23 protein-coding genes and 1 other annotated feature are annotated in these 24572 nt (G+C 46.4%); of the genes, 16 read left to right on the forward strand and 7 right to left on the reverse strand.

Annotation, left to right across the window (positions count from 1 at the left end; translation table 11 throughout):
- Positions 1 to 244: 244 nt before the first annotated feature.
- The 12 genes from KI350_RS20485 (at position 245) to pgmB (ending at position 16116) form a co-directional block, all read left to right on the forward strand.
- Positions 245 to 922, forward strand: a complete 678-nt coding sequence (locus tag KI350_RS20485) for a DUF3298 and DUF4163 domain-containing protein (protein ID WP_035337087.1) — start codon at positions 245 to 247, stop codon at positions 920 to 922.
- A 71-nt stretch (positions 923 to 993) separates the two neighbouring features.
- Positions 994 to 2373, forward strand: coding sequence for a polysaccharide deacetylase family protein (locus tag KI350_RS20490; RefSeq protein ID WP_039073307.1), 1380 nt, complete (start codon positions 994 to 996; stop codon positions 2371 to 2373).
- 130 nt (positions 2374 to 2503) lie between these two features.
- Complete coding sequence (amyS, locus tag KI350_RS20495; RefSeq protein WP_025811956.1) at positions 2504 to 4042, forward strand: alpha-amylase; 1539 nt, start codon at positions 2504 to 2506, stop codon at positions 4040 to 4042.
- Between the two features lie 167 nt (positions 4043 to 4209).
- Positions 4210 to 5160 (forward strand): LacI family DNA-binding transcriptional regulator, encoded by a 951-nt coding sequence (locus KI350_RS20500; RefSeq protein WP_025810299.1) that lies wholly within the window; start codon positions 4210 to 4212, stop codon positions 5158 to 5160.
- 115 nt (positions 5161 to 5275) lie between these two features.
- Entirely contained in the window at positions 5276 to 7039 is a 1764-nt protein-coding gene (locus KI350_RS20505) for a glycoside hydrolase family 13 protein (protein ID WP_065643589.1), read from the forward strand.
- Positions 7040 to 7133: 94 nt separating this feature from the next.
- On the forward strand, positions 7134 to 8387 hold the full coding sequence (locus KI350_RS20510; protein WP_065643590.1) for an extracellular solute-binding protein: 1254 nt from the start codon (positions 7134 to 7136) through the stop codon (positions 8385 to 8387).
- A 41-nt stretch (positions 8388 to 8428) separates the two neighbouring features.
- Positions 8429 to 9736 (forward strand): carbohydrate ABC transporter permease, encoded by a 1308-nt coding sequence (locus KI350_RS20515; RefSeq protein WP_065643591.1) that lies wholly within the window; start codon positions 8429 to 8431, stop codon positions 9734 to 9736.
- Positions 9737 to 10588 (forward strand): sugar ABC transporter permease, encoded by an 852-nt coding sequence (locus KI350_RS20520; protein ID WP_023855564.1) that lies wholly within the window; start codon positions 9737 to 9739, stop codon positions 10586 to 10588. It begins immediately after the preceding gene.
- Between the two features lie 4 nt (positions 10589 to 10592).
- On the forward strand, positions 10593 to 11477 hold the full coding sequence (locus KI350_RS20525; RefSeq protein ID WP_065643607.1) for a DUF1189 domain-containing protein: 885 nt from the start codon (positions 10593 to 10595) through the stop codon (positions 11475 to 11477).
- Positions 11455 to 13791 carry a glycoside hydrolase family 65 protein gene (locus tag KI350_RS20530; protein ID WP_051303747.1) on the forward strand — a complete coding sequence of 779 codons (2337 nt, stop codon included), beginning with the start codon at positions 11455 to 11457 and terminating at the stop codon, positions 13789 to 13791. The genes KI350_RS20525 and KI350_RS20530 overlap by 23 nt, the downstream gene beginning before the upstream one ends.
- Entirely contained in the window at positions 13733 to 15439 is a 1707-nt protein-coding gene (locus tag KI350_RS20535; protein ID WP_059231890.1) for a glycoside hydrolase family 13 protein, read from the forward strand. The genes KI350_RS20530 and KI350_RS20535 overlap by 59 nt, the downstream gene beginning before the upstream one ends.
- On the forward strand, positions 15436 to 16116 hold the full coding sequence (pgmB, locus tag KI350_RS20540) for a beta-phosphoglucomutase (RefSeq protein ID WP_065643592.1): 681 nt from the start codon (positions 15436 to 15438) through the stop codon (positions 16114 to 16116). The genes KI350_RS20535 and pgmB overlap by 4 nt, the downstream gene beginning before the upstream one ends.
- 250 nt (positions 16117 to 16366) lie before the next feature.
- Here the strand turns inward: pgmB and tyrS are convergent, their stop codons facing one another.
- From tyrS to KI350_RS20560, 4 genes are all read right to left on the reverse strand, one after another.
- Positions 16367 to 17620, reverse strand: a complete 1254-nt coding sequence (tyrS, locus tag KI350_RS20545; RefSeq protein ID WP_065643593.1) for a tyrosine--tRNA ligase — start codon at positions 17618 to 17620, stop codon at positions 16367 to 16369.
- Positions 17621 to 17662: 42 nt separating this feature from the next.
- Positions 17663 to 17880 (reverse strand) — a binding site (T-box leader).
- Positions 17875 to 18321, reverse strand: coding sequence for a MarR family transcriptional regulator (locus KI350_RS20550; RefSeq protein WP_236808665.1), 447 nt, complete (start codon positions 18319 to 18321; stop codon positions 17875 to 17877). (Overlaps the previous feature by 6 nt.)
- A 197-nt stretch (positions 18322 to 18518) precedes the next feature.
- Positions 18519 to 19085 carry a hypothetical protein gene (locus KI350_RS20555; protein ID WP_035337074.1) on the reverse strand — a complete coding sequence of 189 codons (567 nt, stop codon included), beginning with the start codon at positions 19083 to 19085 and terminating at the stop codon, positions 18519 to 18521.
- Positions 19082 to 19483, reverse strand: coding sequence for a hypothetical protein (locus tag KI350_RS20560; RefSeq protein WP_224067401.1), 402 nt, complete (start codon positions 19481 to 19483; stop codon positions 19082 to 19084). Before KI350_RS20560 ends, KI350_RS20555 begins: the two co-directional genes overlap by 4 nt.
- 192 nt (positions 19484 to 19675) lie before the next feature.
- Here KI350_RS20560 and KI350_RS20565 point away from each other — a divergent pair, with 192 nt between their 5' ends.
- Positions 19676 to 20056, forward strand: coding sequence for an RlpA-like double-psi beta-barrel domain-containing protein (locus tag KI350_RS20565; RefSeq protein ID WP_020450411.1), 381 nt, complete (start codon positions 19676 to 19678; stop codon positions 20054 to 20056).
- A 56-nt stretch (positions 20057 to 20112) separates the two neighbouring features.
- Positions 20113 to 21132, forward strand: a complete 1020-nt coding sequence (locus KI350_RS20570) for a PD40 domain-containing protein (RefSeq protein WP_065643595.1) — start codon at positions 20113 to 20115, stop codon at positions 21130 to 21132.
- 44 nt (positions 21133 to 21176) lie between these two features.
- Here the strand turns inward: KI350_RS20570 and KI350_RS20575 are convergent, their stop codons facing one another.
- From KI350_RS20575 to KI350_RS20585, 3 genes are all read right to left on the reverse strand, one after another.
- Positions 21177 to 22169, reverse strand: coding sequence for a DUF4003 domain-containing protein (locus KI350_RS20575; RefSeq protein ID WP_023855573.1), 993 nt, complete (start codon positions 22167 to 22169; stop codon positions 21177 to 21179).
- 94 nt (positions 22170 to 22263) lie between these two features.
- Positions 22264 to 22572 (reverse strand): hypothetical protein, encoded by a 309-nt coding sequence (locus tag KI350_RS20580; protein WP_020450414.1) that lies wholly within the window; start codon positions 22570 to 22572, stop codon positions 22264 to 22266.
- A gap of 116 nt (positions 22573 to 22688) precedes the next feature.
- Positions 22689 to 22937: a hypothetical protein gene (locus tag KI350_RS20585; protein ID WP_065643596.1), complete on the reverse strand. Its 249-nt coding sequence runs from the start codon at positions 22935 to 22937 to the stop codon at positions 22689 to 22691.
- 290 nt (positions 22938 to 23227) lie between these two features.
- Here KI350_RS20585 and lepB point away from each other — a divergent pair, with 290 nt between their 5' ends.
- Positions 23228 to 23776 (forward strand): signal peptidase I, encoded by a 549-nt coding sequence (gene lepB / locus KI350_RS20590; RefSeq protein WP_020450416.1) that lies wholly within the window; start codon positions 23228 to 23230, stop codon positions 23774 to 23776.
- Between the two features lie 136 nt (positions 23777 to 23912).
- Entirely contained in the window at positions 23913 to 24557 is a 645-nt protein-coding gene (locus KI350_RS20595; RefSeq protein WP_023855576.1) for an SDR family oxidoreductase, read from the forward strand.
- The last annotated feature ends 15 nt before the right edge of the window (positions 24558 to 24572 follow it).

Below are 24572 nucleotides of genomic sequence, written 5' to 3' on the forward strand. Positions count from 1 at the left end.
TCCTGCATTTACAGCCCCTCAAAAAAAGCGTGAAGACGCACGTCTCATTCATCATTCCGTTAACGACACTCTCAGGAATTGAGAGTGTCTTATTTTTGCCGTCAGAAGAAATTTTTACCCAAAAAAGTTGACGGGGGATTTAAAAGTGGGTATCATTACAAATATGAAATAAATATTACATTTGTGTTACAAAAGAAAATGATATGTTACGAGTTTAAAAGAAGATTGACAAAGGAGCATGCTTATGAAAAAAGCGATGGCTATTTTAGGATTCCTTGTACTCACAGCATCGCTGCTATTCATCATCAATAAAGGAACATCTCAAATAAACGCTTCACAAAATAGAAAAGCCGCGATTCACACGGAATATTACAAAGACATCAGTTCGCTTTCTTTTCCGGTATTCAGCGATTTGAAGGAAGAAGATGCCCAGCTGGCCAACGAAGCGGTAAAACATCATTTAAAAAACTCTTATAAAGAATTTCAAAAAATCGTTAAAGATGCCGAAAAGAAGGATAAGGACGAGGAGAACGTCTATGAAACGTCCTACAAAGTCAAATACAACGAGGAAGGCAAACTGAGCTTTTTAATCTATGACTATCAGTTCTCCGGCGGCGCGCACGGCATGTACACCGCTACATCCTACAACTTTGACTTTGACAAGCGCAAACAAGTCGTGCTGACTGACGTATTAAACAATCAGGCAAAAATCGAAAAAGCAAAAAACTATATTTTCAGCTATATCAACGAACATCCGGAACAGTTTTATTCTGATCTTAAAAAGAGCGATATCCGCTTGGATGAACACACGGCTTTCTATTATACAAGCAGCGGAATTTCAATTGTATTTCAGCAGTATGATATCGCCCCGTATGCGGCCGGAAATCAGGAAATAAAGCTTCCGTCGACGCTTTTATATTAGTCCCGGTATGAGAAACAATATTTGTAATAGAAACAGAGAAAGCAAGTCATGAAACAGGAGAGTGAGCAGCGATGTCTGGCAAACCATCATTTCGATGGGTTAAAATGTTGATTTTTTTAACGATATTAATAGGTTTGGCGGGGTACTCTTACAATAAGGTGTCAAGCAACAGTCAAGAGCCCCCTCAACCAAAAAAAGACGGCGCACAATCCGGCCTCGGCGTCGAATCCATGGTCAGCGACAGCAAACAAGAGCGGTATGCCATCCACTATCCGGTATTTCGCATAAAAGAAATCGATGAACAAATAAAAGATTATGTGAATCAAGAATTGGCCAGTTTTAAAGAGGATAATGCAAAGGCCCAGGCTCAGCATGAAGACGGGCCTTTTGAACTGAACATCAAATATAAGGTTGTCTATTACACAAAAGATGCAGCCAGTGTGGTGCTGAATCAATACATAGAGGCCGGGGGCGTTTCGGGTACAACGTCTGTCAAGACGTTTAACGCCGATTTAAAACAGAAAAAGCTGCTGTCCCTTCAAGACCTGTTCGAAGAAAATTCAGATTTTCTGAACAGGATTTCAAGCATTGCCTATCAGGAATTGAAAAATCGGAATCCGTCTGCCGACACTGCTTTATTAAAAGAAGGGACAAGCCCTCAGGAAGAGCATTTCAGCCGCTTCGCGCTTCTGGAAAACGAAGTCGAATTTTATTTTGAGAAAAAACAAACCGGTCTTGAGCAGTCTGTAAAAATAAAAAAAGAATGGGTAAAAGATATTTTAAAAGACCAATATCAGGATATGAAAAAGAGCCGTCTTCAGGCCAAACGAGAGCAGGAGCCTGTCCCCCTTCCGAAACAGGCGAAAATAAATCCTGATGAAAAAGTGATTGCTCTCACATTTGATGACGGCCCGAATCCCGCTACAACGAATAAAATATTGAATGCTTTACAAAAGCATGAAGGGCATGCGACCTTCTTTGTGCTTGGAAGCAGAGCCCAATATTATCCCGAAACGATAAAACGGATGCTGAAGGAAGGAAACGAAGTCGGCAACCATTCCTGGGACCATCCGTTATTGACAAGGCTGTCAAATGAAAAAGCGTATCAGGAAATTAACGACACGCAAGAAATGATCGAAAAAATCAGCGGACACCAGCCGGCACACTTGCGCCCTCCATATGGCGGAATCAATGATTCCGTCCGCTCGCTTTCCAATCTGAAGGTCTCGTTGTGGGATGTTGATCCGGAAGATTGGAAGTACAGAAATAAACAAAAGATTGTCAATCATGTCATGAGTCATGCGGGAGACGGAAAAATCGTCTTAATGCACGATATTTATGCAACGTCCGCAGAAGCGGCGGAAGAGATTATTAAAAAGCTGAAAGCAAAGGGCTATCAATTGGTAACTGTATCTCAGCTTGAAGAAGTGAAGAAGCAGAGAGGATATTGAATAAATGAGAAGAAAGCGCCATATCGGCGCTTTTCTGTTGCAAGAAAATATAGGGAAAACGATATTTGTTAAAAATTCAAAATATTTATACAATAGCATGTGTTTCACTTTGAAAGGGGAGAGGAAAATCATGAAACAACACAAACGGCTTTATGCCCGATTGCTGCCGCTGTTATTTGCGCTCATCTTCTTGCTGCCTCACTCTGCAGCTGCGGCGGCAAATCTTAATGGGACGCTGATGCAATATTTTGAGTGGTACATGCCAAATGACGGCCAACATTGGAAACGCTTACAAAATGACTCGGCATATTTGGCTGAACACGGTATTACTGCCGTCTGGATTCCCCCGGCATATAAGGGAACGAGTCAAGACGATGTAGGCTACGGCGCTTACGATCTGTATGATTTAGGGGAGTTTCATCAAAAAGGGACGGTTCGGACAAAGTACGGCACAAAGGGAGAACTGCAATCTGCGATCAACAGTCTTCATTCCCGGGACATCAACGTTTACGGCGATGTAGTCATCAACCACAAAGGCGGCGCTGATGCGACCGAAGATGTAACGGCTGTTGAAGTCGATCCCGCCGACCGCAACCGCGTAACATCAGGAGAACAGCGAATCAAAGCGTGGACACATTTTCAATTCCCGGGGCGCGGCAGCACATACAGCGATTTCAAATGGCATTGGTACCATTTTGACGGAACCGATTGGGACGAGTCCCGAAAGCTGAACCGCATCTATAAGTTTCAAGGAAAGGCATGGGATTGGGAAGTTTCCAATGAAAACGGCAACTATGATTACTTGATGTATGCCGACATCGATTATGATCATCCTGATGTCACGGCAGAAATAAAGAGATGGGGAACGTGGTATGCCAATGAGCTGCAATTGGACGGATTCCGCCTTGATGCCGTCAAACACATTAAATTTTCTTTTTTGCGTGATTGGGTCAATCATGTCAGGGAAAAAACAGGAAAGGAAATGTTTACGGTAGCCGAATATTGGCAGAATGACTTAGGTGCGCTGGAAAACTATTTGAACAAAACAAACTTTAATCATTCAGTGTTTGACGTGCCGCTTCATTACCAGTTCCATGCTGCATCGACACAGGGAGGCGGCTATGATATGAGGAAATTGCTGAACGGAACAGTCGTTTCCAAGCATCCTGTGAAAGCGGTTACGTTTGTTGATAACCATGATACACAGCCGGGGCAATCGCTTGAGTCGACTGTCCAAACATGGTTTAAGCCGCTGGCTTACGCTTTTATTTTGACAAGAGAAGCAGGCTACCCGCAGATTTTCTACGGGGATATGTACGGGACGAAAGGAGCCTCGCAGCGCGAAATTCCTGCCCTGAAACACAAAATCGAACCGATCTTAAAAGCGAGAATACAATATGCGTACGGAGCACAGCATGATTATTTCGATCATCATGACATTGTCGGCTGGACGAGGGAAGGCGACAGCTCGGTTGCAAATTCTGGTTTGGCGGCGTTAATAACAGACGGACCCGGCGGGACAAAGCGAATGTATGTCGGCCGGCAAAACGCCGGTGAGACATGGCATGACATCACCGGAAACCGTTCCGATTCTGTTGTCATCAATGCAGAAGGCTGGGGAGAGTTTCACGTAAACGGCGGATCGGTTTCGATCTATGTTCAAAGATAGAAGAAAAGAGTGATAGGACGGATTTCCTAAAGGAAATCCGTTTTTTTATTTTCTCCTTCTTATAAAATTTCTTTGATTCCATCTTATAATTAATTTTAACAAGGTGTCATCAGCCCTCAGGAAGGACTAGCTGACAGTTTGAATCGTATAGGTAAGGCGGGGATGAAATGGCAACGTTATCTGATGTAGCAAAGAAAGCAAATGTATCGAAAATGACGGTATCGCGGGTGATCAATCATCCTGAGACTGTGACGGATGAATTGAAAAAGCTTGTTCATTCCGCAATGAAGGAGCTCAATTATATACCGAACTATGCAGCAAGAGCGCTCGTTCAAAACAGAACACAGGTCGTCAAGCTGCTCATACTGGAAGAAATGGATACGACTGAACCTTATTATATGAACCTGTTAACGGGAATCAGCCGCGAGCTGGACCGTCACCATTATGCTTTGCAGCTTGTCACAAGGAAATCTCTCAATATCGGCCAGTGTGACGGCATTATAGCGACGGGATTGAGAAAAGCCGATTTTGAAGGGCTGATTAAAGTATTTGAAAAGCCTGTCGTTGTATTTGGCCAAAATGAAATGGGCTATGATTTTATTGATGTTAACAATGAAAAAGGTACCTATATGGCAACACGCCACGTCATTGGGCTGGGCGTCCGCAATGTCGTCTTTTTTGGAATCGATTTGGATGAACCCTTTGAACGGTCAAGGGAAAAAGGCTACCTTCAGGCGATGGAAGGCAGTCTGAAAAAAGCGGCGATTTTCCGGATGGAAAACAGTTCGAAAAAAAGTGAAGCACGCGCACTGGAAGTGCTGGCATCCCTTGATGCACCGGCAGCCGTGGTTTGCGCTTCCGACCGCATCGCGCTCGGGGTCATCCGTGCGGCGCAATTGCTCGGCAAAAAAATTCCGGAAGATGTCGCGGTTACCGGCTATGACGGGGTGTTTCTCGACCGGATCGCTTCGCCTCGCCTGACGACGATCAGACAGCCTGTTGTTGAAATGGGAGAGGCTTGCGCCAGAATCCTGCTGAAAAAAATCAATGAAGACGGAGCGTCGCAAGGCAATCAATTTTTTGAGCCGGAACTTATTGTCCGGGAATCGACTTTGTAAGGGTCTCATTCTGTTACCGGTAACAAGCTGAAAATGATTGTTCCTGTTATGCCGTCATGATAATTTCAGAATAAAAGCCGGTTTATCACAGCCGGACAACCAAAAAGGGGGAAACATGATGGAATATGCAGCGATTCATCATCAGCCTTTCAGCTCTGATGCCTATTCTTACGATGGAAGGACATTGCACATCAAAATCCGTACAAAAAAGAATGATGCCGAACACGTCTGCTTGATTTGGGGAGATCCTTACGAACACACCGGCGGCACATGGAAAGCGAACGAGCTTGCGATGGCGAAAATTGCCGCGACAAGCACGCATGATTACTGGTTTGCCGAAGTGGCGCCTCCATTCAGGCGTCTGCAATACGGGTTTATCCTTACAGGCGCTGATGGTCAAGACACTTTTTACGGAAGCAGTGGTGCCTGTCCGTTTGCCGGAAAAGCGGCAGATATGGCCAAGTACTGTTTTAAATTTCCGTTTGTTCATGAGGCAGATACGTTTAATGCACCTGACTGGGTCAAATCAACCGTCTGGTATCAAATTTTTCCGGAGCGCTTTGCCAGCGGCCGAGAGGATTTGTCTCCGGAAAACGCTTTGCCATGGGGAAGCAAGGACCCCGAGGTGGACGATTTTTTCGGAGGGGATTTGCAGGGGATCATAAACAAACTGGACTATCTGGAAGACTTGGGGGTAGGCGGCATTTATTTGACGCCGATCTTTGCCGCGCCTTCCAACCATAAATACGATACATTGGACTATTGCTCGATCGATCCGCATTTTGGCGATGAGGAACTCTTTCGCACGCTGGTCAGCCGGCTTCACGAGCGGGGAATGAAGATCATGCTTGACGCTGTTTTTAATCACATCGGCAGCGCTTCGCGAGAGTGGCAGGATGTCGTCAAAAACGGTGAAAAGTCCCGTTATAAAGACTGGTTTCATGTTCATTCTTTTCCTGTTAAAGAAGGCGGCTACGATACATTTGCGTTTACGCCCGAGATGCCGAAGCTCAATACCGCCAACCCGGAAGTTCAGGCTTATTTACTTGATATCGCGCTGTACTGGATACGCGAATTTGATATCGACGGCTGGCGTTTGGATGTGGCAAATGAAGTCGATCATGCGTTTTGGAAGAAGTTCCGTCAAGCCGTTACTGCAGAAAAGCCCGACATTTTTATATTGGGCGAAATCTGGCATCAGGCTGATCCGTGGCTTAGAGGAGACGAATTTCATTCGGTTATGAACTACCCGTTCACAGAACCGATGATTGACTATTTTGCAGACGGATCGATTTCAGCTTCGCAAATGGCGAGCCGCATCAATTCGCATCTCATGAGCGGGATGAAGCAGGTCAATGAGGTGATGTTTAATTTGCTGGACAGCCATGACACGAAGCGGATTTTGACAAGATGCGGAGGAGATGAGAAAAAAGTACGCTCTCTTTTGGCATTTATGTTTGCTCAGACAGGCTCGCCGTGCATTTATTACGGAACCGAAATCGGGCTGGACGGCGGGGATGACCCATTGTGCCGGAAGTGCATGGTTTGGGAAGAAGAGAAACAGAATCAAGAGATGCTCACATTTATGAAACGGCTGATCGCTTTGCGAAAACAAGAAAATGACGTATTGACTTATGGAGCGCTCGAGTGGAAGCTGGTTGACGACGAAAACGATTTTGTCAGTTTTTCCCGAACACATGAAGGAAAAGAGCTGATCTACTTCTTCCACCAGGGCAGCGAGCCGCGGCGTGTCAGATTGCGGGATTTGAAGATTGCAAGCGACAAAAGAATATATGATGCGTGGTCGGAAGAAGCGCTTCACCATAATGATGCGGTTGACATACAGCCAGGCGGTTTTTTCATTTTGGGAGCGGTTTAAATTCTGTTACCGGTAACAGAATTTAAACTATTGTAACCGCTTTCTATCGAGGATTACAATTGTCTCAGATTCTAAGATAGAAGGGGGAAAAAAGATGCAACATTTAAAAAAAGGATTTTTAGCGATGCTGGCGTCAGTTCTGCTGTTCGGTCTTGCCGCCTGTTCAAGTTCAAAAGAAACGGGGGGCAGCGGCGGGAAAAAGGTGCTGACCGTGTCTGTAGAAGAGGTCTATAAACCTTACGTTGAAAGCATAAAGGAAGGTTTTGAAAAAGAGAATGATGTGACAGTCAAAATTGTTGAAAAGCCAATGTTCGATCAGCTTGAAGCGCTTCCTCTTGACGGCCCGGCAGGCAATGCGCCCGATGTCATGCTTGCGGCATACGACCGTATCGGCGGCTTAGGACAGCAAGGGCATTTGCTGGAAGTCAAACCGTCTGATACTAAAAGCTTCGGCGACAAAGAAATGCAGCAAGTAACAGTTGACGGAAAAGTCTACGGAATCCCGCTTGTTATTGAAACTCTCGTACTCTATTACAACAAAGACTTGTTAAAAGAGCCGCCAAAAACCTTTAACGAGCTCGAGGATTTAACAAAAGACAAGCGGTTCGCTTTTTCTTCGGAAAAAGGAAAATCGACCGCTTTTCTCGCAAAGTGGACGGACTTTTACATGTCATACGGTTTAATGGCGGGATACGGCGGATATGTATTCGGAGCTGACGGCACGGATTCCAGAGACATCGGTCTGAACAACAAGGGAGCCGTGGAGGCGGTGGAATACGCCGAGAAATGGTTCAGTGAATATTGGCCGAAAGGCATGCAGGACAATACGAGCGCTGACGATTTTATTCAGCAGACCTTTATGGAAGGAAAAGCAGCGGCTGTTATCGGAGGTCCCTGGTCGGCTTCCAATTATAAAGAAGCCGGTCTGAACTACGGTGCCGCGAAAATCCCGACATTGCCAAACGGAAAAGAATATGCCCCGTTTGCAGGTGGAAAAGGCTGGGTCGCCTCAAAATATACGAAAGAGGCAGAGCTTGCCGAAAAGTGGCTGCAATATGCCGCAAATGACGAAAACGCTTACCGTTTTTATGAAGATACGAACGAAGTTCCGGCCAACCTCGCTGCACGAAAAAAAGCAGGGGAGCAAAAAAGCGAGCTGACGTCGGCGGTCATCACACAATACGAAACGGCGACGCCGACTCCGAACATTCCGGAGATGGCCGAGGTGTGGACAGGTGCAGAAAGCCTGATATTTGACGCAGCAGCAGGGAAAAAATCGGCTCAGCAATCAGCGGACGATGCCGTCGGCGTAATCAAAGAAAACATTAAAGAAAAGTATGTGAAATAAAACGGCGGTTTTAGCGTCCGGAAGAATAGAGGGCGAAAAAAATGAACAAAAACCAAACACTTGCAAAACGGAGCCGGAAGGCAGCGCTGTTATCGATGATTCCCGGTGCTGGCCAGATTGCAAACCGGCAGTTTTCAAAGGGGATCCTTTTTCTTGTCATCACAGGCTTGTTTATTTGTGAGTTAGCGGTTTTCGGTTATCAGGCGCTGATCGGCCTCGCGACGCTGGGGACTGTCCCGGGAGAAGATCACTCGCTGTTTCTGTTGATAGAGGGCACGCTGCAATTGATATTGACGCTCGTTTTTCTGATGTTTTACATCTTTAATCTGTATGATGCCCGGAAGACCGCCGCGATGAAAGCGGCGGGTTTGAAAATCAGCGAGACGGCCGGGGATATGATCAGAAACGCAGGTGACAAAGGGTTCCCGTATTTATTTACGCTGCCGGCATACCTCATGATGGTGTTTGTGATTATTTTTCCGGTGCTGGTGACTCTGTTTATCGCGTTTACAAACTACGATTTTTATCATATTCCGCCCAACAGTCTCATCGACTGGGTCGGTTTTAAAAATTTCATGAATATCTTTTTCCTTGGCTCGTATCGGCAAACATTCGCCGATGTACTGGGCTGGACGATCATCTGGACGATCTGTGCGACGACGCTGCAAATTGTTCTCGGCATCGTGACAGCGTTGGTCGTCAATCAAAACTTTATTAAAGGCAAGCGGATGTTCCGGATCATCTTTCTGCTTCCGTGGGCCGTTCCGGCATTTATTACGATTATGAGCTTTGCCAACATTTTTAATGACTCGGCGGGCGCGATGAACGTCCAAGTGATCCCGCTTTTGAACCAGCTCCCGTTCGTCGATATCCCGGCTGTCGCATGGAAGACCGATCCGTTCTGGACAAAGACGGCTTTGATTATGATTCAGACGTGGCTCGGTTTTCCATACATTTATGTCATGGTGACAGGGGTGCTTCAGGCGATTCCCGGAGAGCTTTATGAAGCGGCAAAAATTGACGGCGCGACATTTATTCAGCGCTTTAAACACATTACGCTGCCGATGATTTTATTTGCGACCGCACCGGTGATGATTACCCAGTATACGTTTAATTTCAATAACTTCTCGATCATCTATTTATTTAATGAGGGCGGTCCGGGGAGTGCGGGAGCCGGAGCCGGGTCAACCGACATCTTAATATCCTGGATCTATAAGCTGACGACGGGAACGTCGCCGCAGTATTCCGTGGCGGCTGCTGTCACACTGCTCATTTCTTTCATTGTCATCGGGGTTTCCCTGATTGCTTTTAAGAAATCGAATGCCTTTGGCAATGAGGAGGTCATGTAGATGAGAGGGATTTTCAAAAATACGCGGTTCACCGGGATGCTGAACAAGGTTTTGACCTATATATTTTTGACGTTTTTAAGCATCGTGATTATTTATCCGCTTTTGATTACGGCATCATCCGCATTTCGGGTCGGGAATGTAGCGGCTTTTACACTCGATTTTTCGGGCCAATGGACATTGGACCACTTTAAGCGGCTGTTTGAAGAGACGCTTTACCTCAACTGGTACGGAAATACGCTTGTGATCGCGCTGTCTGTCATGGTGTTCCAGGTGACGATTGTGACGCTTGCCGGCTATACGTACAGCCGCTACCGGTTTGCGGGCCGAAAAAAGAGTCTCATTTTCTTTTTGATCATTCAAATGGTGCCGACGATGGCGGCGCTGACCGCTTTTTACGTCCTGGCCATGCTGATCGGAGCTTTGGACCAATATTGGTTTTTAACTGCAATCTATATCGGCGGCGGAATTCCGATGAACACATGGCTGATGAAGGGCTACTTTGATACAGTGCCTAGAGAAATCGATGAAGCGGCGCGGATTGACGGAGCGGGGCACCTGCGGATCTTTGCTTCGGTCGTTCTGCCGCTTGTGAAACCGATGCTTGCTGTCCAGGCGCTGTGGGCGTTTATGGGGCCGTTCGGCGACTATCTGCTGGCGAAATTTCTGCTTCGCTCGCCGGAAAGCCTGACCATCGCCGTCGGTTTGCAGACATTCATCTCCAATCCGCAGCAGCAAAAAGTCGCGCTGTTTGCAGCGGGCGCGATTCTTGCGGCTCTGCCGATTTGCATCTTGTTCTTCTTTCTCCAAAAGAACTTTGTGTCCGGTTTGACATCCGGCGGAACGAAGGGATAAACCGATGAACGACATGAGACACGAAAAGCTGATCGTCCGCTTTCTTAAAGCAGCGGCATCACCGGCGGGCGTCATGCGCTGCAAACATACATTCAGCTGGCTCGAAATTTCTTTTCTGTTTATGTTTTTGACAGCTTGCTTAACGGCGCCCGTGTCGATTGCGTTGATGAAAATGGACCGCTTCAACGCCGGGAATTTGCTCCCAAACGTTGTTCAAAAGGCTGACGCGGCATTCATCAAACAATTAAAAGGCTACCAATTGACAAACGGGAGATTGACAGGCACAGACGAGCTGTACCGTGTGGAGAAAGAGAAAACCTTGCTGGCGGTCGATTTGAAGCATGAATTGAAAACAAGCGGTGAGAACGGCCGGATAAAGGCGGAAGGCGGCTATCAAAACGCGCTCATCTTTCAGTCAGATCATCTGATTATCAGCGATCAAAGCGGAGCGGGGTTTTCTGTCCGCTATCCGGCAAAGGCCGGGCTGAATGATCTAGATGCCGATCATGTAGGGGATTTTATCGGTGCCATGTGGTTTGCCCAATATAAGCCGCTTATCATCATGCTGGCCTGTTCCGCGGTTTTCATCATTTCGCTTTTTGTAACGGCCGTTCTGACGGGAGGCATCTGGATCTCCAAAAAATCCAACATGACCGGGATAAGGTCGTTTAAGGAAGCGGCCGCAGCGGCGGTGTGCGGATCAGCGCTTCCGGCAGCGGCTGCAATGGCTTTTGGTATGATCCGCTTTGACTTCATCATGATGCTGCTCATCCATTCGTGCGGAAGCGCTTTGATGGTCTCTTTCATCTTCAGGCATATATTCAAAACCCGCCATCACAACGAAAATCTTCAGTCAGGAGGAAATCATGGTAAATCAGCGGCTATTTGAGATCGACCAGTGGAAAATCAAAACAAACCAATTTGAAAAAGAACATAAGCGGCTTCAGGAAAGTCTGACATCCTTGGCGAACGGCTATATGGGGATCAGGGGGAATTTTGAAGAAAGCTATTCAGGCGAAAGTCTCAAAGGCACATATATCGCAGGGGTTTGGTTTCCGGACAAAACGCGTGTCGGCTGGTGGAAAAACGGCTATCCCGAATATTTCGGGAAAGTGATCAATGCGATGAATTTCATCGGAATTGATGTATATGTAGACGACGAAAAAGTCGACCTCAATCAAAACGGCATCGAATCGTTTGAATTGGAGCTCAATATGAAGGAAGGCATCCTGCGGAGAAGCGCTGTCGTTCGCGTGAATCAAAAGGCTGTCAAAATTTCGTCGGAGCGCTTTCTTAGTCTTGATGTCCAGCAGCTGTGCGCGATTCATTATGAAGCGGAATGCCTGACCGATGAAGCTGTTATTACACTTGTCCCTTATCTTGATGGCCATGTCGCAAATGAGGATGCCAATTTCGAAGAGCGGTTTTGGCAGGAAGAAGCGAAAGGCGCCGAATCTCATCGCGGTCATCTTGTGACAAAAACGATTGAGAATCCGTTTGGAACGCCGCGTTTTACGGTGGCTGCTTCAATGTGCAATGTGACAGAAGGATATGTCAGCGAGCATTTTCAAACGGATGCGATGTACGCGGAAAACCGCTTCTGTTACGAAGTGAAGCCGGGAACAAAGGCTTCTTTAAAAAAATTGATCATTGTCACAACGTCCCGGGACTTTGAAGAAGCAGAGCTTTTAGTAAAGGGCAGGGCGCTTTTGGCTGATGTTCTTCAGCAGGGATATGAAGAAGCGAAGCGGAGGCATACCGAACATTGGATGGAAAGGTGGGCAAAGGCTGACATTGAAATTAAAGGGGATGATGAGCTTCAGCAGGGCATCCGGTACAACCTCTTTCAGCTTTTCTCGACATACTACGGAACCGATTCGCGCTTAAACATCGGGCCGAAAGGATTCACGGGCGAGAAATACGGAGGAGCCGCCTACTGGGATACTGAGGCGTACGCCGTTCCTGTGTATTTGGCGACAGCCGAGCCGGAGGTGACAAAGAATCTGCTTTTATACCGATATCATCATTTGGAGGCAGCTAAACGGAATGCGGCCAAACTGGGGCTGAAGGGAGCCCTTTATCCGATGGTGACCTTCACAGGCGATGAATGCCACAATGAATGGGAGATCACCTTCGAAGAAATTCACCGCAATGGCGCAATCTGTTATGCGATCTACAATTATGTCAATTACACAGGCGACCGTGACTATATGAAAGAATACGGGATAGACGTTCTCGTCGAAATCAGCAGATTTTGGGCTGACCGTGTCCACTTCTCAAAACGTAACAACAAATATATGATCCACGGCGTTACAGGGCCGAATGAATATGAAAACAATGTCAACAACAACTGGTATACGAATTTGATTGCGTCGTGGACGCTTGAGTACACGCTCGAAAACCTCGCTGTCCTCCCGGAGGAAAAACGCCGCCGGCTTGATATACGGGAAGCCGAAATCGAGAGGTGGAAGGATATCATTGCGAAAATGTACTATCCATACAGTGAGGAATTAAATGTTTTTATTCAGCATGATACATTCCTGGATAAAGAGCTTCAGGCAGCGGATGAGCTTGAACCGGATGACCGCCCGCTCTATCAGAATTGGTCATGGGACAAAATTCTCCGCTCCAGTTTTATTAAGCAGGCGGATGTTCTGCAAGGCATTTATTTCTTTAATCATCGATTTACGACGGAAGAAAAACGGCGCAACTTTGAATTTTATGAACCGATGACGGTTCATGAATCGAGCCTTTCGCCGTCTGTCCATGCGGTGCTGGCGGCTGAACTCAAAATGGAAAAGAAAGCGCTTGAACTGTATAAGCGTACAGCGAGGCTTGACCTGGATAATTACAATCATGACACAGAGGAAGGGCTTCATATTACATCGATGACTGGAAGCTGGCTCGCGATCGTGCAAGGATTTGCCGGCATGCGGACCCAAGATGAGACGCTGTCGTTTGCTCCGTTTTTGCCGAAGGAATGGGACGGTTATTCGTTCAACATCAATTATCGGAACCGGCTAATCAATGTGCAGGTAGAGGAAAACAGCGTCGCCTTCAACCTTGTAAAAGGAGAACCGCTTTCCATGACAGTTTATGGAGAGCAAATCGCACTGAACGGACGGTATGAAAGGAGGATGCCCGATGAGCCAATGGTGGAAAGAGGCAGTCGTGTATCAAATTTACCCGCGGAGTTTTTATGATTCCAACGGAGACGGATTCGGTGATTTGCAGGGCGTGATTCAAAAGCTCGATTACATTAAAAGCCTCGGAGCCGATGTTATCTGGCTGTGTCCTGTGTTTGATTCCCCGCAGGATGACAACGGCTACGACATCAGCGACTACAGAAGCATATACGAAAAGTTCGGGACGAACGATGATATGTTTCAATTGATTGATGAAGTGCATAAACGCGGAATGAAAATCATCATGGATCTTGTCGTGAACCACACGTCTGATGAACATGCCTGGTTTGCCGAAAGCCGCAAGTCAAAGGACAATCCTTACCGTGATTATTATTTTTGGAAAGATCCAAAGGCGGACGGTTCAGAACCGAACAATTGGGGATCGATCTTTTCAGGATCGGCGTGGACATTCGATGAGCGGACAGGGCAGTATTATCTTCACTACTTTTCACAAAAGCAGCCTGACTTAAACTGGGAGAATGAAGCGGTTCGCCGGGAAGTATACGATTTGATGACGTTTTGGATGGACAGAGGCGTTGACGGCTGGCGGATGGATGTGATCGGTTCCATTTCCAAATATGTCGACTTTCCCGATTATGAAACAGATGACAGCAGTCCTTATGTCGTCGGCCGCTATCATTCAAACGGCCCCCGTCTGCACGAATTTATACAAGAGATGAACCGGGAAGTGCTGTCCCGTTACGACTGCATGACGGTCGGCGAAGCAAACGGCTCAGATGTTGAAGAAGCGATAAAATACACGGATCCAAGCAGACATGAGCTGAACATGATTTTTACATTTGAACATATGGACATCGATACAAAACAACATTCGCCGAATGGGAAATGGCAGATGAAGCCGTTTGATCCGATCGCTTTAAAAAAGACGATGACGAGGTGGCAGGCCGCTTTAATGAATGTCGGCTGGAACACGCTCTATTTCGAAAATCATGATCAACCGAGGGTCATATCCCGCTGGGGCAATGACCGCGAACTGCGCAAACAATGCGCCAAAGCATTTGCAACGGTCTTGCACGGGATGAAGGGAACCCCGTTCATTTATCAGGGAGAAGAAATCGGCATGACAAACAGTGAAATGCCGCTCGAGATGTATGATGATCTCGAAATCAAAAACGCATACCGCGAACTTGTGCTCGAAAATCAAACGATGACAGAGGAAGACTTTCGAAAAGCCGTGGCGAAAAAAGGGCGGGATCACGCGAGAACGCCGATGCAATGGGATGACGGAAAACACGCGGGCTTCACAGATGGAGAGCCTTGGCTGGCGGTAAATCCCCGCTATCAAGAAATCAATGTGAAAGAATCGCTCTCAGATGAAGATTCAATTTTCTATTATTATCAGAAGCTCATCGGGCTGCGCAAACAACATAAAGTTATCGTACATGGAGATTACCAGCTGCTGCTTGAGGATGATCCGCAAATCTTTGCGTATATCCGTGAATACCGGGGCGAAAAGCTGTTAGTCGCCGTGAATTTGTCAGAAGAAAAGGCGCTGTTTCATGCTCCGCCGGAATTGCTTGAAGACAAGTGGGATGTGCTGTTATCCAATTACGCCCGCGAGCGGCTTGATATAAGTGGCAGCATGGACATGGAACCCTATGAAGCTTTTATGATGATCAGCCGGGTAAAGGGTTCGACATTATGAAAGCGGTCATTTTTGACTTGGACGGCGTGATCACGGATACGGCCGAGTATCATTATCTCGCTTGGAAACATACTGCCGAACAAATCGGCATTCAGATTGACCGGAGCTTTAATGAACGGCTGAAAGGCATCGACAGAGAGCAGTCGCTTAACACGATTTTGATTCACGGCGGTGCGGCCGGAACGTATCGGGAGGCGGAGAAACAAGAGATCATGCGCCGGAAAAATCAATACTACCAACAGCTGATCCAAAACTTGACACCGCATGACCTGTTGCCGGGAATCGCCGGGCTATTTGCCGAATTGAAAAGGGAAAATGTAAGCATCGCGTTAGCTTCGTCAAGCCGAAACGCGCCCGCTATTTTGCAACGGCTCGGGCTCATGGACGAATTTCATGCTGTCGTTGACCCGGCTGCGCTTGCTCGCGGAAAGCCCGACCCCGAAATCTTTTTGACGGCCGCAGCGCTGCTCGGTGTGCCTCCGTCTCAGTGTGCAGCAATCGAAGACGCTGAAGCCGGGATCGCCGCGATCAAATCCGCAGGGATGTTTGCGGTGGGAGTCGGTGATGAGACATCGCTGAGCGGGGCTGATTTGATCGTGCACAACACAAACGAGCTGACATTTGAGCTGCTGAAGGAAGGATGGCAGCGCTGTTGCTGCATAAGAGAAGAAAAATGAATCGTAAAATGGCAGGCCGCCGCTGGCGGCCTTATTTGCAATCAGAGAGGTGAGGGCAACATCAAGATCAGGCCGAAGAGGAAGGCCGTTCGGATATGCTTTTTGCTGTTTATACAACGTTCTTAGCAATTCGGCTTCGAATCGAAACAATCAGGCGATTGGATACCGTCCTGTTGCAAATTTTAACGCCTGCGCTTTTCATGAAAAACAGCCTAATCGATCCTTTTAAAAGGATGATTAGGCTGTTTGTTTATTGAGGCATTTGCAATTTGACAAACTTCCGTTTGCCGACTTGGATCATCATACCGTGTTCGACCGTAACATCCGCATGAATCGATTCTGCTTTGATGCCGTTGATTTTAACACCGCCGTTTTGGATCATTCGGCGGGCTTCGCTTTTGGAAGGGAGGAGTCCGAGCGTCACCAATAAATCGGTGACAGGAACCGTTCCGTCACCTTGCCAGTGTACAGCCGTTATATTGTCCGGTGCGCTGTTTTGCTGAAAAACCTTTTTAAACTGCTGTTCGGCCGCTTCGGCTGCCTCGCTTCCATGATACATGTTGACGATGGTTTTCCCGAGAAGCATTTTCGCGTCTCGCGGATGAACGGCCCCCGTTTCCAAATCTTTGATAAGGCGTTTTTTATCTTCCGCCTCCAAGTCGGTCGCAAGATGGATATATTTTTTCATCAAACTGTCCGGAAGCGACATCGTTTTCCCGAACATTTCATGAGGGTCTTCATCAATGCCGATGTAATTGTTCTTTGATTTCGACATTTTTTCAACCCCGTCAAGTCCTTCAAGCAGCGGCATGAGAATGACGACCTGTTTTTCTTTTCCATACTTTTCCTGAAAGTGTCTGCCCATGAGCACGTTAAAATGCTGATCCGTTCCGCCCAGTTCGATATCGCTGTCGAGAACGACCGAATCATATCCCTGCATCAACGGGTAAAAGAATTCATGAAGCGAAATCGGCTTTTGCATGGCAATTCTTTCTTCAAAATCATCGCGTTCCATTAAACGGGCGACGGTAATTTTGCCCGCGAGCGCAATGACGTCTTCCAAGGTTAATCGTTTCAGCCATTTTGAGTTGTAGTGAAGCTCGACTTTGTTCTGATCAAGCACTTTTCCAAACTGTTGAAAGTATGTTTCGGCATTGCGGCGGACTTCTTCGTCCGTCAGCTGTTTCCTTGCGGCGGATTTTCCTGTCGGATCGCCGATTTTTCCTGTGAAATCTCCGATCAGGAGCTGGACGATATGCCCGTTTTCCTGAAATTGGCGCAGCTTATTCAAGACGACAGTGTGGCCTAAATGAACGTCAGGCGCCGACGGATCGAGACCAAGCTTAATTTTCAGCGGTTCGCCGGTCAAAATCGATTTGGCCAGCTTTGCCCGCAGTTCTTCCGGGGGAATGACCTCCTCCGCTCCGTTCATATATAAGCGAAGCTGCCTTTCGACTTCCCGCTTCTCGGCAGTTGTCAGTTGATCAAATTGTTGTTGCTGCATGATAACTCCTCCTTTTTTGTATAAAAAAAGAGCCTCATCCCGATAAGGGACGTGGCTCAAATGCACGCGGTACCACCCTGGTTGAAGACCTCCGTCTTCCGCTCTATTTCAGATAACGGTTTCCCGTTCTTTGCTACTTGAAGGTTCACAAAGAAAGCTCGGGGAGGTAATTCGCGTCTGCCTTTGTACCGGCTCGCACCAGCCGCCGGCTCTCTGGAACAGGGAGACAGCCCGCTACTTGTTCCCGTCGTTGCTTATGGTTTATGAAGATTGTCGTTCACTTTTCGAAGGAGCTCGATCAATGTATTCTGCTCCTCTTTTGTCATGCCTTTGATCAGCATTGTTTCCCCTTTGTGGAACGCCGGATAGAGCTCTTCAATAGCGGCTTTTCCTTCAGGGGTGATCTCGGCGTATACGTGTCTGCGGTCTCTCGGATCCGTGCTTTTTCCGCAAAAGTTCTTTTTTTCAAGCGTTTTAATGACATTGCTCGCAGTGGCTGTTGAAATGCCTGACAGTTCAGCGAGTTTTCTCGTTTCAAGTCTGCCCCATACCCATAGATCGTAAAGAATCGAAAAAGCCGTCCATGACAATTGATATGAGGAAAGAATCTCGGTCTCCATTTTGATGCGGAGCTTTTGCGCTGACCGGTAAAGGTTGGTGGCAACCGAAATGGCTTCAAGATTCAAGGACTCGATCGGCATGCGTTTCAGCTTGATGAGTGTGTCGTGTTCTTCCTGTCGAAGATGGGGGGATCTATCCAAATCGTGACGCCTGCCTTTTTATTTTCAGAATCATTAGCTATGAAACGAATTTTAACAGATGGTTTTCATCCATGCAAGCCCTTTTTTGATATGACGAGAAAAGCCGGCATCATGATGATGACCGGCTCTTGTTTCAGCTATTTTTTGGTGATCTGTTTGCGGCGCACTTCAACCCGATCCCCTTTTTGAATGTTGTCATACTGTTTTTTCGAGACGAGGACGGCATGTTCTTTTCCGTTTTGATCTTCAATCAACAGCCAATATCTTTTTTCTTTTCGTTCAGAGAGCGCTTTTTCTTTGATTCCGGCGGTGCGGAGCATGCTTTTTTGTTCAGCTGTATATCCGCCCGCGTGGAAGATCATCCAGTATGGAAAGTAGTAATTCAAAAAGGCTGATCCAGCAGGATTTTGATTGAGTGTTTGCTTGATGCTCCCTTTGTACAGGGCATTGGACGGCAATGTCCGCTGGATGGCGTTGAACTGACTGCTCTTGTTTAAATATTGTCGGCTCGCAGACTGATTCATATAACTGCGCATTCTCTGGTTGACTGAACCCGGACGTGTTTTTAAAGAGCTGTTATTAGCCGAGGAACTCGAAGCCTTGGTTCCGGATGTTCCATTGCTGCCTGTTGCCTCTGCTTGAGCAAAAGGCAGCAAGAGAGACAGCGCCATGATCAAAATAAGAGGAGCGCTTTTTTTCTTCATTGTTCATCACTGCTTTTTTGTTCCACTTTATCTTTGACGACGCCCTCAAGCGGCTCCTGGTCATATTTGATGTATGGGGGACGGTAGATGAAGGCTTCATGATCGCGGATTTTAATATAAGGCTGTTCGACATTTTCCACATTTTCTACATATTTTTTGAAAGTCTCCGTCTTTTCTTTCCCATTTTTCACGTATGATGCTTTCAGTAAAGGTGCTTTGTCGGATTCGCTGTCATTCACGTAATCAAACCATACGAGATCGTATTTTTGAATGGATTGGTCTTCTGAGACCTCCTGTGAACGGTCTGAAGCGGATGATGAACATCCAGATAGGGGAACGGCGAAAAGCATTGCAGCCGCGGATAACGAGATCAGTTTCGATTTTTTCACTGTGATCATCCTATTCATTTTGGTTTCTCTTTTATATACGAACGATCCTGGCAAAGGTGTCATCTGTTCTTGATAGTTTGGTAGAAAACTGGGCGTAATAATTGCATTTTAAACGTAAACAAACTGTAAAATACCATTTCTATGAAAAAAGGTATAATTTGAATGTCAGAAAAAAATCCCATTCACGGAGGATATTTTTATATGAAGAAGATACTTTTTTCTGTTTTTGTTTTGGCAGGCAGCTTGCTATTGGCATTCAATTTTGCCGGTGAGGCGAGTGCTAAAACGAAAAAAGTCAGCGGCTACATCACTTGGTACAACGGCGTGGGCAAAGTCGGCGCTGACGGCAAAAGGCTCGGCCATTGGGACTGCGCCACAAAGATGGGCTTCGATGTTCCGAGAAAAGGCACAAAAATAAGAGCCTATTCTAAAGCAAAACCAAAGAAAGTCATTACAGTCTATAAATATGATGTCGGCAGAATGCCGGGCGCTGTGTTGGATGTAAGCCCGAAAGCTTTTAGAGCTTTGGGATTTCCGACAAGCAAAGGAAAGGTAGCCGGACATTATACATATAAAAAATAGGAGAAAAGAAGCAAGGAAAATCGTTTTCTTGCTTCTTTCAATTGGCGGGGGCGAATATGAAAAAAGTCTTTGTGTTTTTGTTGGCGGCCGTCATTTTAGCCGCAGGCGCATTTGCGGCCTTCCGCTATTTCGTCCCGGAAAAAGCGGAGCCGGCAAAGGGCGGCGGTTCGGACCTGCTCGTATCGATAACCGATCAGAAGCTGATGACTGCTTACTATGAAAATCAAAATAAGCTGTATGAAGAAAAGATGACGGATTACCCGGCTGCGGCATTAGACCGGAAAAAACGCATTCTTTATTATACGAACACCGATAACAGCAATATGAAGCATTTGATCAGGCTGGATTTGCAGTCGGGCGAAAAAACAACCCTATATTCAGGGGATGAATATGTCGACGGACTCAGTTTATCGGCGGACGGTTCGAAGCTGTTCATGCGATACAACCTTGCGGAGGAGAGAAATTTTCACCTCGCTTCCTTTGATTTAAAACAAAAGGCGTTTCACGTCATTTATCCATCGTTAAACAACAAGGACGAGAGCGTCAGCTACTATCAGTACAACAAAGCGAACAATCAATTCGTTATACTGCATTATTCATTGAAAGAAGACTATCAAAAAACAGATGAGGCGAACAGCAAAGGAGTGCCGCCCAAACCGACGAATATGAACATTTCCCTGGCGGATGAGAAAGATCAGCACCAGGTGAAAACGATCGCAAAATTTATCAATGACACGGCAATTTCGCCGGATGGCAAAACGATCGTCTTTACAGAATCGGCTGATGATCAGAAGTCGATTTATGCGATGGATGCCGAAACGAAAAAATATAAAGCGATCATTTCAGATCAGCGGGCATTTTCATTAGTCGACTCAGCACAACCGCAATTCTCGAAAGACGGGAAAAAACTTTACTTTCTCGCTGAAGCAAAAGATGCGAAGCTGCTTGAAGATGAAACGGGGAGCGAAGCAAGGGTGAGAACGATTTATTCGTATGATATGGATACGAATAAAGTGAGCAAAGCCTGGGAAAAAACAAACGGGATTATCAACACCTTTTCCGTTATTGACGAATAATGAGCATCAGCCGGCACAAACAGTCTGTGCCGGCTGATGTTTTATCATGAGCCGTTTGCCTGAGACGCCGCAGCCGAGCTCGTCATAATGGCGATTGCTGCCGTCTGTTGTGCTTGAATAACGGCTTCAAGCGTTTGATAAAGTCCTGTTTCCAGAAGCGTCGGATCTTCCGTTTTTTCGCTCATGTACAAATTGACAGCCGTTTTCAGATTCATGTCTTTCTGCCACCTGAACAGTTTATCGCTGTTCAATGCGCCTGCCATGATTGTGATGGCATCTATGTCTTTTTCACCGTTCTCAAGCAATGCAAGCAGTCCGATTTCCGGGTAATGGACAGGCTTCGGTCTTCTATGCTTTTTTGTCAATTCATCGTATATCCGAAGGGAGCGGGCGACAAGCTGATCGGCATCCCGCTCCGGCAAAAGCGAGAGGATGTGGCTGAGAAACTGCAAATCGTTCCCTTTGCGAAAACCCGCTTGGTTCAGCTTTTGGTAAAACGCTTCGATATAGTCGATCAGTTCACCCGTCTCCATGTCTGAACCGGCCAAAAGCACGGCGAGCGGGTAATCGCCGGCAGATGTTAAAAAGACGTGCTTGTCCTTCATTCCTTTGTAAATAGACAAAGCCCGATTGATTTTGTCTTCATGATCATGCTCATCAGGATATTTTGTCAAAAGGATAAGTGCGGACAAGTAGGTGAAAATGCTTTTTTTGAATCCGTTGCCGGTCAGTTTTTCGTAAATAATGAAAAAAGGTCTGATATGCGTTTCAGGTTCTTCGAAGCGCACGTCAAACATAGCGGCGAATGTATAGCGATGGGCCGACTTTAACGGCGAAAATGTCCCGGCGGCCTGTTTGACGGCCTCACTAAGCGTTAAAAACCGTTCTTTATTAAAAGGCCGCTTGTTGACGACATACATGGAAGCAATCATCATCAATGTCCGCTGATCTGTGACTTTCCATTTTAAATCGCTTTTTAACTCAGAGTAAATTGCTTTATATTGATCCAATCGCTGCTGCAGTTTAGCAGATGCCATTTTATCTGTCTCCTTCCTCGGTTTGCGTCGTTTTTGTATATACGAAGCAAAGGAAAATAAGTTTCATGGATTTGGCATCATACCGGGCTTTTGCTTAATAATATGGAAAAGGATACAGCGCAGCAATAATAACAAACGGGAAGATCCTGCTCCTGAACCGTCGGAATCGCCGGCGCGGATATCCGTATCCGCCGTAAAACTGCCTTTCATCTGTCACGTCTTCGGGAATGAGGAGAGATGCTTCCTGACGGTTCACCCCTTCAAGGATCCCGTGAACGGAACGGCCGTCCTTCATTTTCAGCACGACGTGATAGTGCATGTATTTGCGGCATAAATCGTGCAAAGACCTTTGATGATCATGGGGCATTGAGCAAACGGCATCTTTCGGAACACTCATATTCATTTCCATCTCCTTTTAGATTTATGGTATTCATCTAATGGATGAATGTTCCGGCTTGGAACGGTGAAGCCGTGGTATATGTAAAAAAGCCGATATGAATCGGCTTTAAAGATCAATGGTCAGCACTTCTTTCTGCGGCACTTGAAACGGTCGTCGTCATCATCAGAAAAACACTTTCTTTTTCTGCATTTGAACCGGTTATCGTCAGAGCTGCGGGTTTTATCCGTTTTAACGGTTTTATCCGTATTATTTGTTTTATCCGTTTTATCGGTATCCGCCGAACGCAGCGCTTTCCTTGACTGTCTTTCTTTTTCCCGCTCAGGGCTGTATGGATCGTAATTGTCATAGTACTCTTCGTAGCTGCTCATTTTGAGGCAATCACCGCCTTTGGGTCATGATATGATAATGTATTATAAAGAGGGGCGTTTTGCCTGTGCATATGTAATGGTTTGTTGTGCCGTAAATAAGCTGATCAACTGACAAAATTCAACATTGAATAAAAGGATTTTTCGTTTCAACCGCTAATATTATTATGTATCAACTATTTTTTTACGGCTGCGCCTGCCGATGCTTGCGAGAAAGCATGCAGGCGGACAGTCTGATAGGATAGAAGGAGCGGAATGCCAATGAAACGATCCGAAAGTGAAGGAGAGTACTTATGAAAAATAGTAGAAAAAAAGAAATCTTATCGTGGGTGAAAACACTTGTCATAGCCGCCGCGCTTGTCATGGTTTGCCGCTATTTTCTGTTTACGCCGTCAACTGTTTTGGGAGATTCAATGTATCCGACTTTAGAGGACGGCAACATGGTCATGGTTAGTAAAATCAGCGATATTCAGCGCTTTGATAAAATTATTTTTCACGCGCCTGATTCAGATGAAAACTATGTGAAAAGGGTGATCGGCCTCCCGGGGGATACGATCGAAATGAAGGACGATGTCCTTTATATTAACGGAAAAGTATATGATGAGCCTTATTTAAAGAAAAACAAACAAAAGCTGACGCTTCATGAACATTTAACAGATAATTTCACACTGGAGAAATTAACCGGCAAACAAAAGGTGCCGGAAGACCACTTGTTCGTGATGGGTGATAACCGTCAAAACAGCAAGGACAGCCGCTTTTTCGGATTTATTACAATGGACTCCGTTGTCGGCAAAGTTGAGTTCCGTTATTTTCCTTTCAATGAGATCGGCGGAATAGAATAGAAACGAAAAAGGCTTCCCATGATACGAATGGGGAGCCTTTTTAGCATTCGCACATTTTGGCGAGCGGGCGGTTTGAAACATTGTCTGTACAGTGAAATAATGAAAAAAGAAACTGGACAACAAGGAGGATGAACAGATGAAAGTGTTTGTAGTGGGGGCGAACGGACAAATCGGGCGCCGCTTGACGAAAAGCTTGAATGAGAGCGATGAACATCAAGTCAGAGCAATGGTGAGAAACGAAGAGCAGGCGCAGGCTTTGAAACAATCGGGAATAGAAACCGCGCTCGCTAATTTAGAAGGCACCGTGGAAAGCATCGCAGAAGCGGCGAAAGGCTGCGACGCGATTGTCTTTACCGCCGGCTCAGGCGGCAAAACGGGCGCTGATAAAACGCTTTTGGTGGATTTGGATGGGGCGGTTAAAACGATCGAAGCTGCCGAAAAAGCGGGCATCCGCCGTTTTATTATGGTCAGCACATTGCAGGCACACCGCCGTGAAAATTGGAGTGAAGCGTTAAAGCCGTATTATGTCGCCAAACATTATGCGGATCGGATTCTTGAAGGCAGCGGATTAAACTACACGATTATCCGTCCGGGAGGCCTGTTAAACGAACCGGGTACAGGCCGGGTGAAAGCGGCGGAAAACCTTGAGCGCAGAACGATTCCGCGAGAAGATGTGGCTGATACCATCTTGGCGGCGCTCGCTGAAGAGCATACATTCCGGCGTTCATTCGATTTGGTTTCGGGTGATCAAACGCCCGCCGAGGCGCTTAAATCGATATGAAAGTGATTCGGGGAA

Origin of the sequence: Bacillus sp. J41TS8 (genome assembly GCF_018333035.1) — a bacterium.
In the GTDB taxonomy this organism is placed as follows: Bacteria; Bacillota; Bacilli; order Bacillales; family Bacillaceae; genus Bacillus; species Bacillus paralicheniformis.

Coding starts and splice junctions, on each gene's coding strand:
- KI350_RS20485 (WP_035337087.1), top strand. CDS start 245: ATGAAAAAAGCGATGGCTATTTTAGGATTCCTTGTACTCACAGCATCG.
- KI350_RS20490 (WP_039073307.1), top strand. CDS start 994: ATGTCTGGCAAACCATCATTTCGATGGGTTAAAATGTTGATTTTTTTA.
- amyS (WP_025811956.1), top strand. CDS start 2,504: ATGAAACAACACAAACGGCTTTATGCCCGATTGCTGCCGCTGTTATTT.
- KI350_RS20500 (WP_025810299.1), top strand. CDS start 4,210: ATGGCAACGTTATCTGATGTAGCAAAGAAAGCAAATGTATCGAAAATG.
- KI350_RS20505 (WP_065643589.1), top strand. CDS start 5,276: ATGATGGAATATGCAGCGATTCATCATCAGCCTTTCAGCTCTGATGCC.
- KI350_RS20510 (WP_065643590.1), top strand. CDS start 7,134: ATGCAACATTTAAAAAAAGGATTTTTAGCGATGCTGGCGTCAGTTCTG.
- KI350_RS20515 (WP_065643591.1), top strand. CDS start 8,429: ATGAACAAAAACCAAACACTTGCAAAACGGAGCCGGAAGGCAGCGCTG.
- KI350_RS20520 (WP_023855564.1), top strand. CDS start 9,737: ATGAGAGGGATTTTCAAAAATACGCGGTTCACCGGGATGCTGAACAAG.
- KI350_RS20525 (WP_065643607.1), top strand. CDS start 10,593: ATGAACGACATGAGACACGAAAAGCTGATCGTCCGCTTTCTTAAAGCA.
- KI350_RS20530 (WP_051303747.1), top strand. CDS start 11,455: ATGGTAAATCAGCGGCTATTTGAGATCGACCAGTGGAAAATCAAAACA.
- KI350_RS20535 (WP_059231890.1), top strand. CDS start 13,733: ATGAGCCAATGGTGGAAAGAGGCAGTCGTGTATCAAATTTACCCGCGG.
- pgmB (WP_065643592.1), top strand. CDS start 15,436: ATGAAAGCGGTCATTTTTGACTTGGACGGCGTGATCACGGATACGGCC.
- tyrS (WP_065643593.1), bottom strand. CDS start 17,620: ATGCAGCAACAACAATTTGATCAACTGACAACTGCCGAGAAGCGGGAA.
- KI350_RS20550 (WP_236808665.1), bottom strand. CDS start 18,321: ATGCCGATCGAGTCCTTGAATCTTGAAGCCATTTCGGTTGCCACCAAC.
- KI350_RS20555 (WP_035337074.1), bottom strand. CDS start 19,085: ATGAAGAAAAAAAGCGCTCCTCTTATTTTGATCATGGCGCTGTCTCTC.
- KI350_RS20560 (WP_224067401.1), bottom strand. CDS start 19,483: ATGATCACAGTGAAAAAATCGAAACTGATCTCGTTATCCGCGGCTGCA.
- KI350_RS20565 (WP_020450411.1), top strand. CDS start 19,676: ATGAAGAAGATACTTTTTTCTGTTTTTGTTTTGGCAGGCAGCTTGCTA.
- KI350_RS20570 (WP_065643595.1), top strand. CDS start 20,113: ATGAAAAAAGTCTTTGTGTTTTTGTTGGCGGCCGTCATTTTAGCCGCA.
- KI350_RS20575 (WP_023855573.1), bottom strand. CDS start 22,169: ATGGCATCTGCTAAACTGCAGCAGCGATTGGATCAATATAAAGCAATT.
- KI350_RS20580 (WP_020450414.1), bottom strand. CDS start 22,572: ATGAATATGAGTGTTCCGAAAGATGCCGTTTGCTCAATGCCCCATGAT.
- KI350_RS20585 (WP_065643596.1), bottom strand. CDS start 22,937: ATGAGCAGCTACGAAGAGTACTATGACAATTACGATCCATACAGCCCT.
- lepB (WP_020450416.1), top strand. CDS start 23,228: ATGAAAAATAGTAGAAAAAAAGAAATCTTATCGTGGGTGAAAACACTT.
- KI350_RS20595 (WP_023855576.1), top strand. CDS start 23,913: ATGAAAGTGTTTGTAGTGGGGGCGAACGGACAAATCGGGCGCCGCTTG.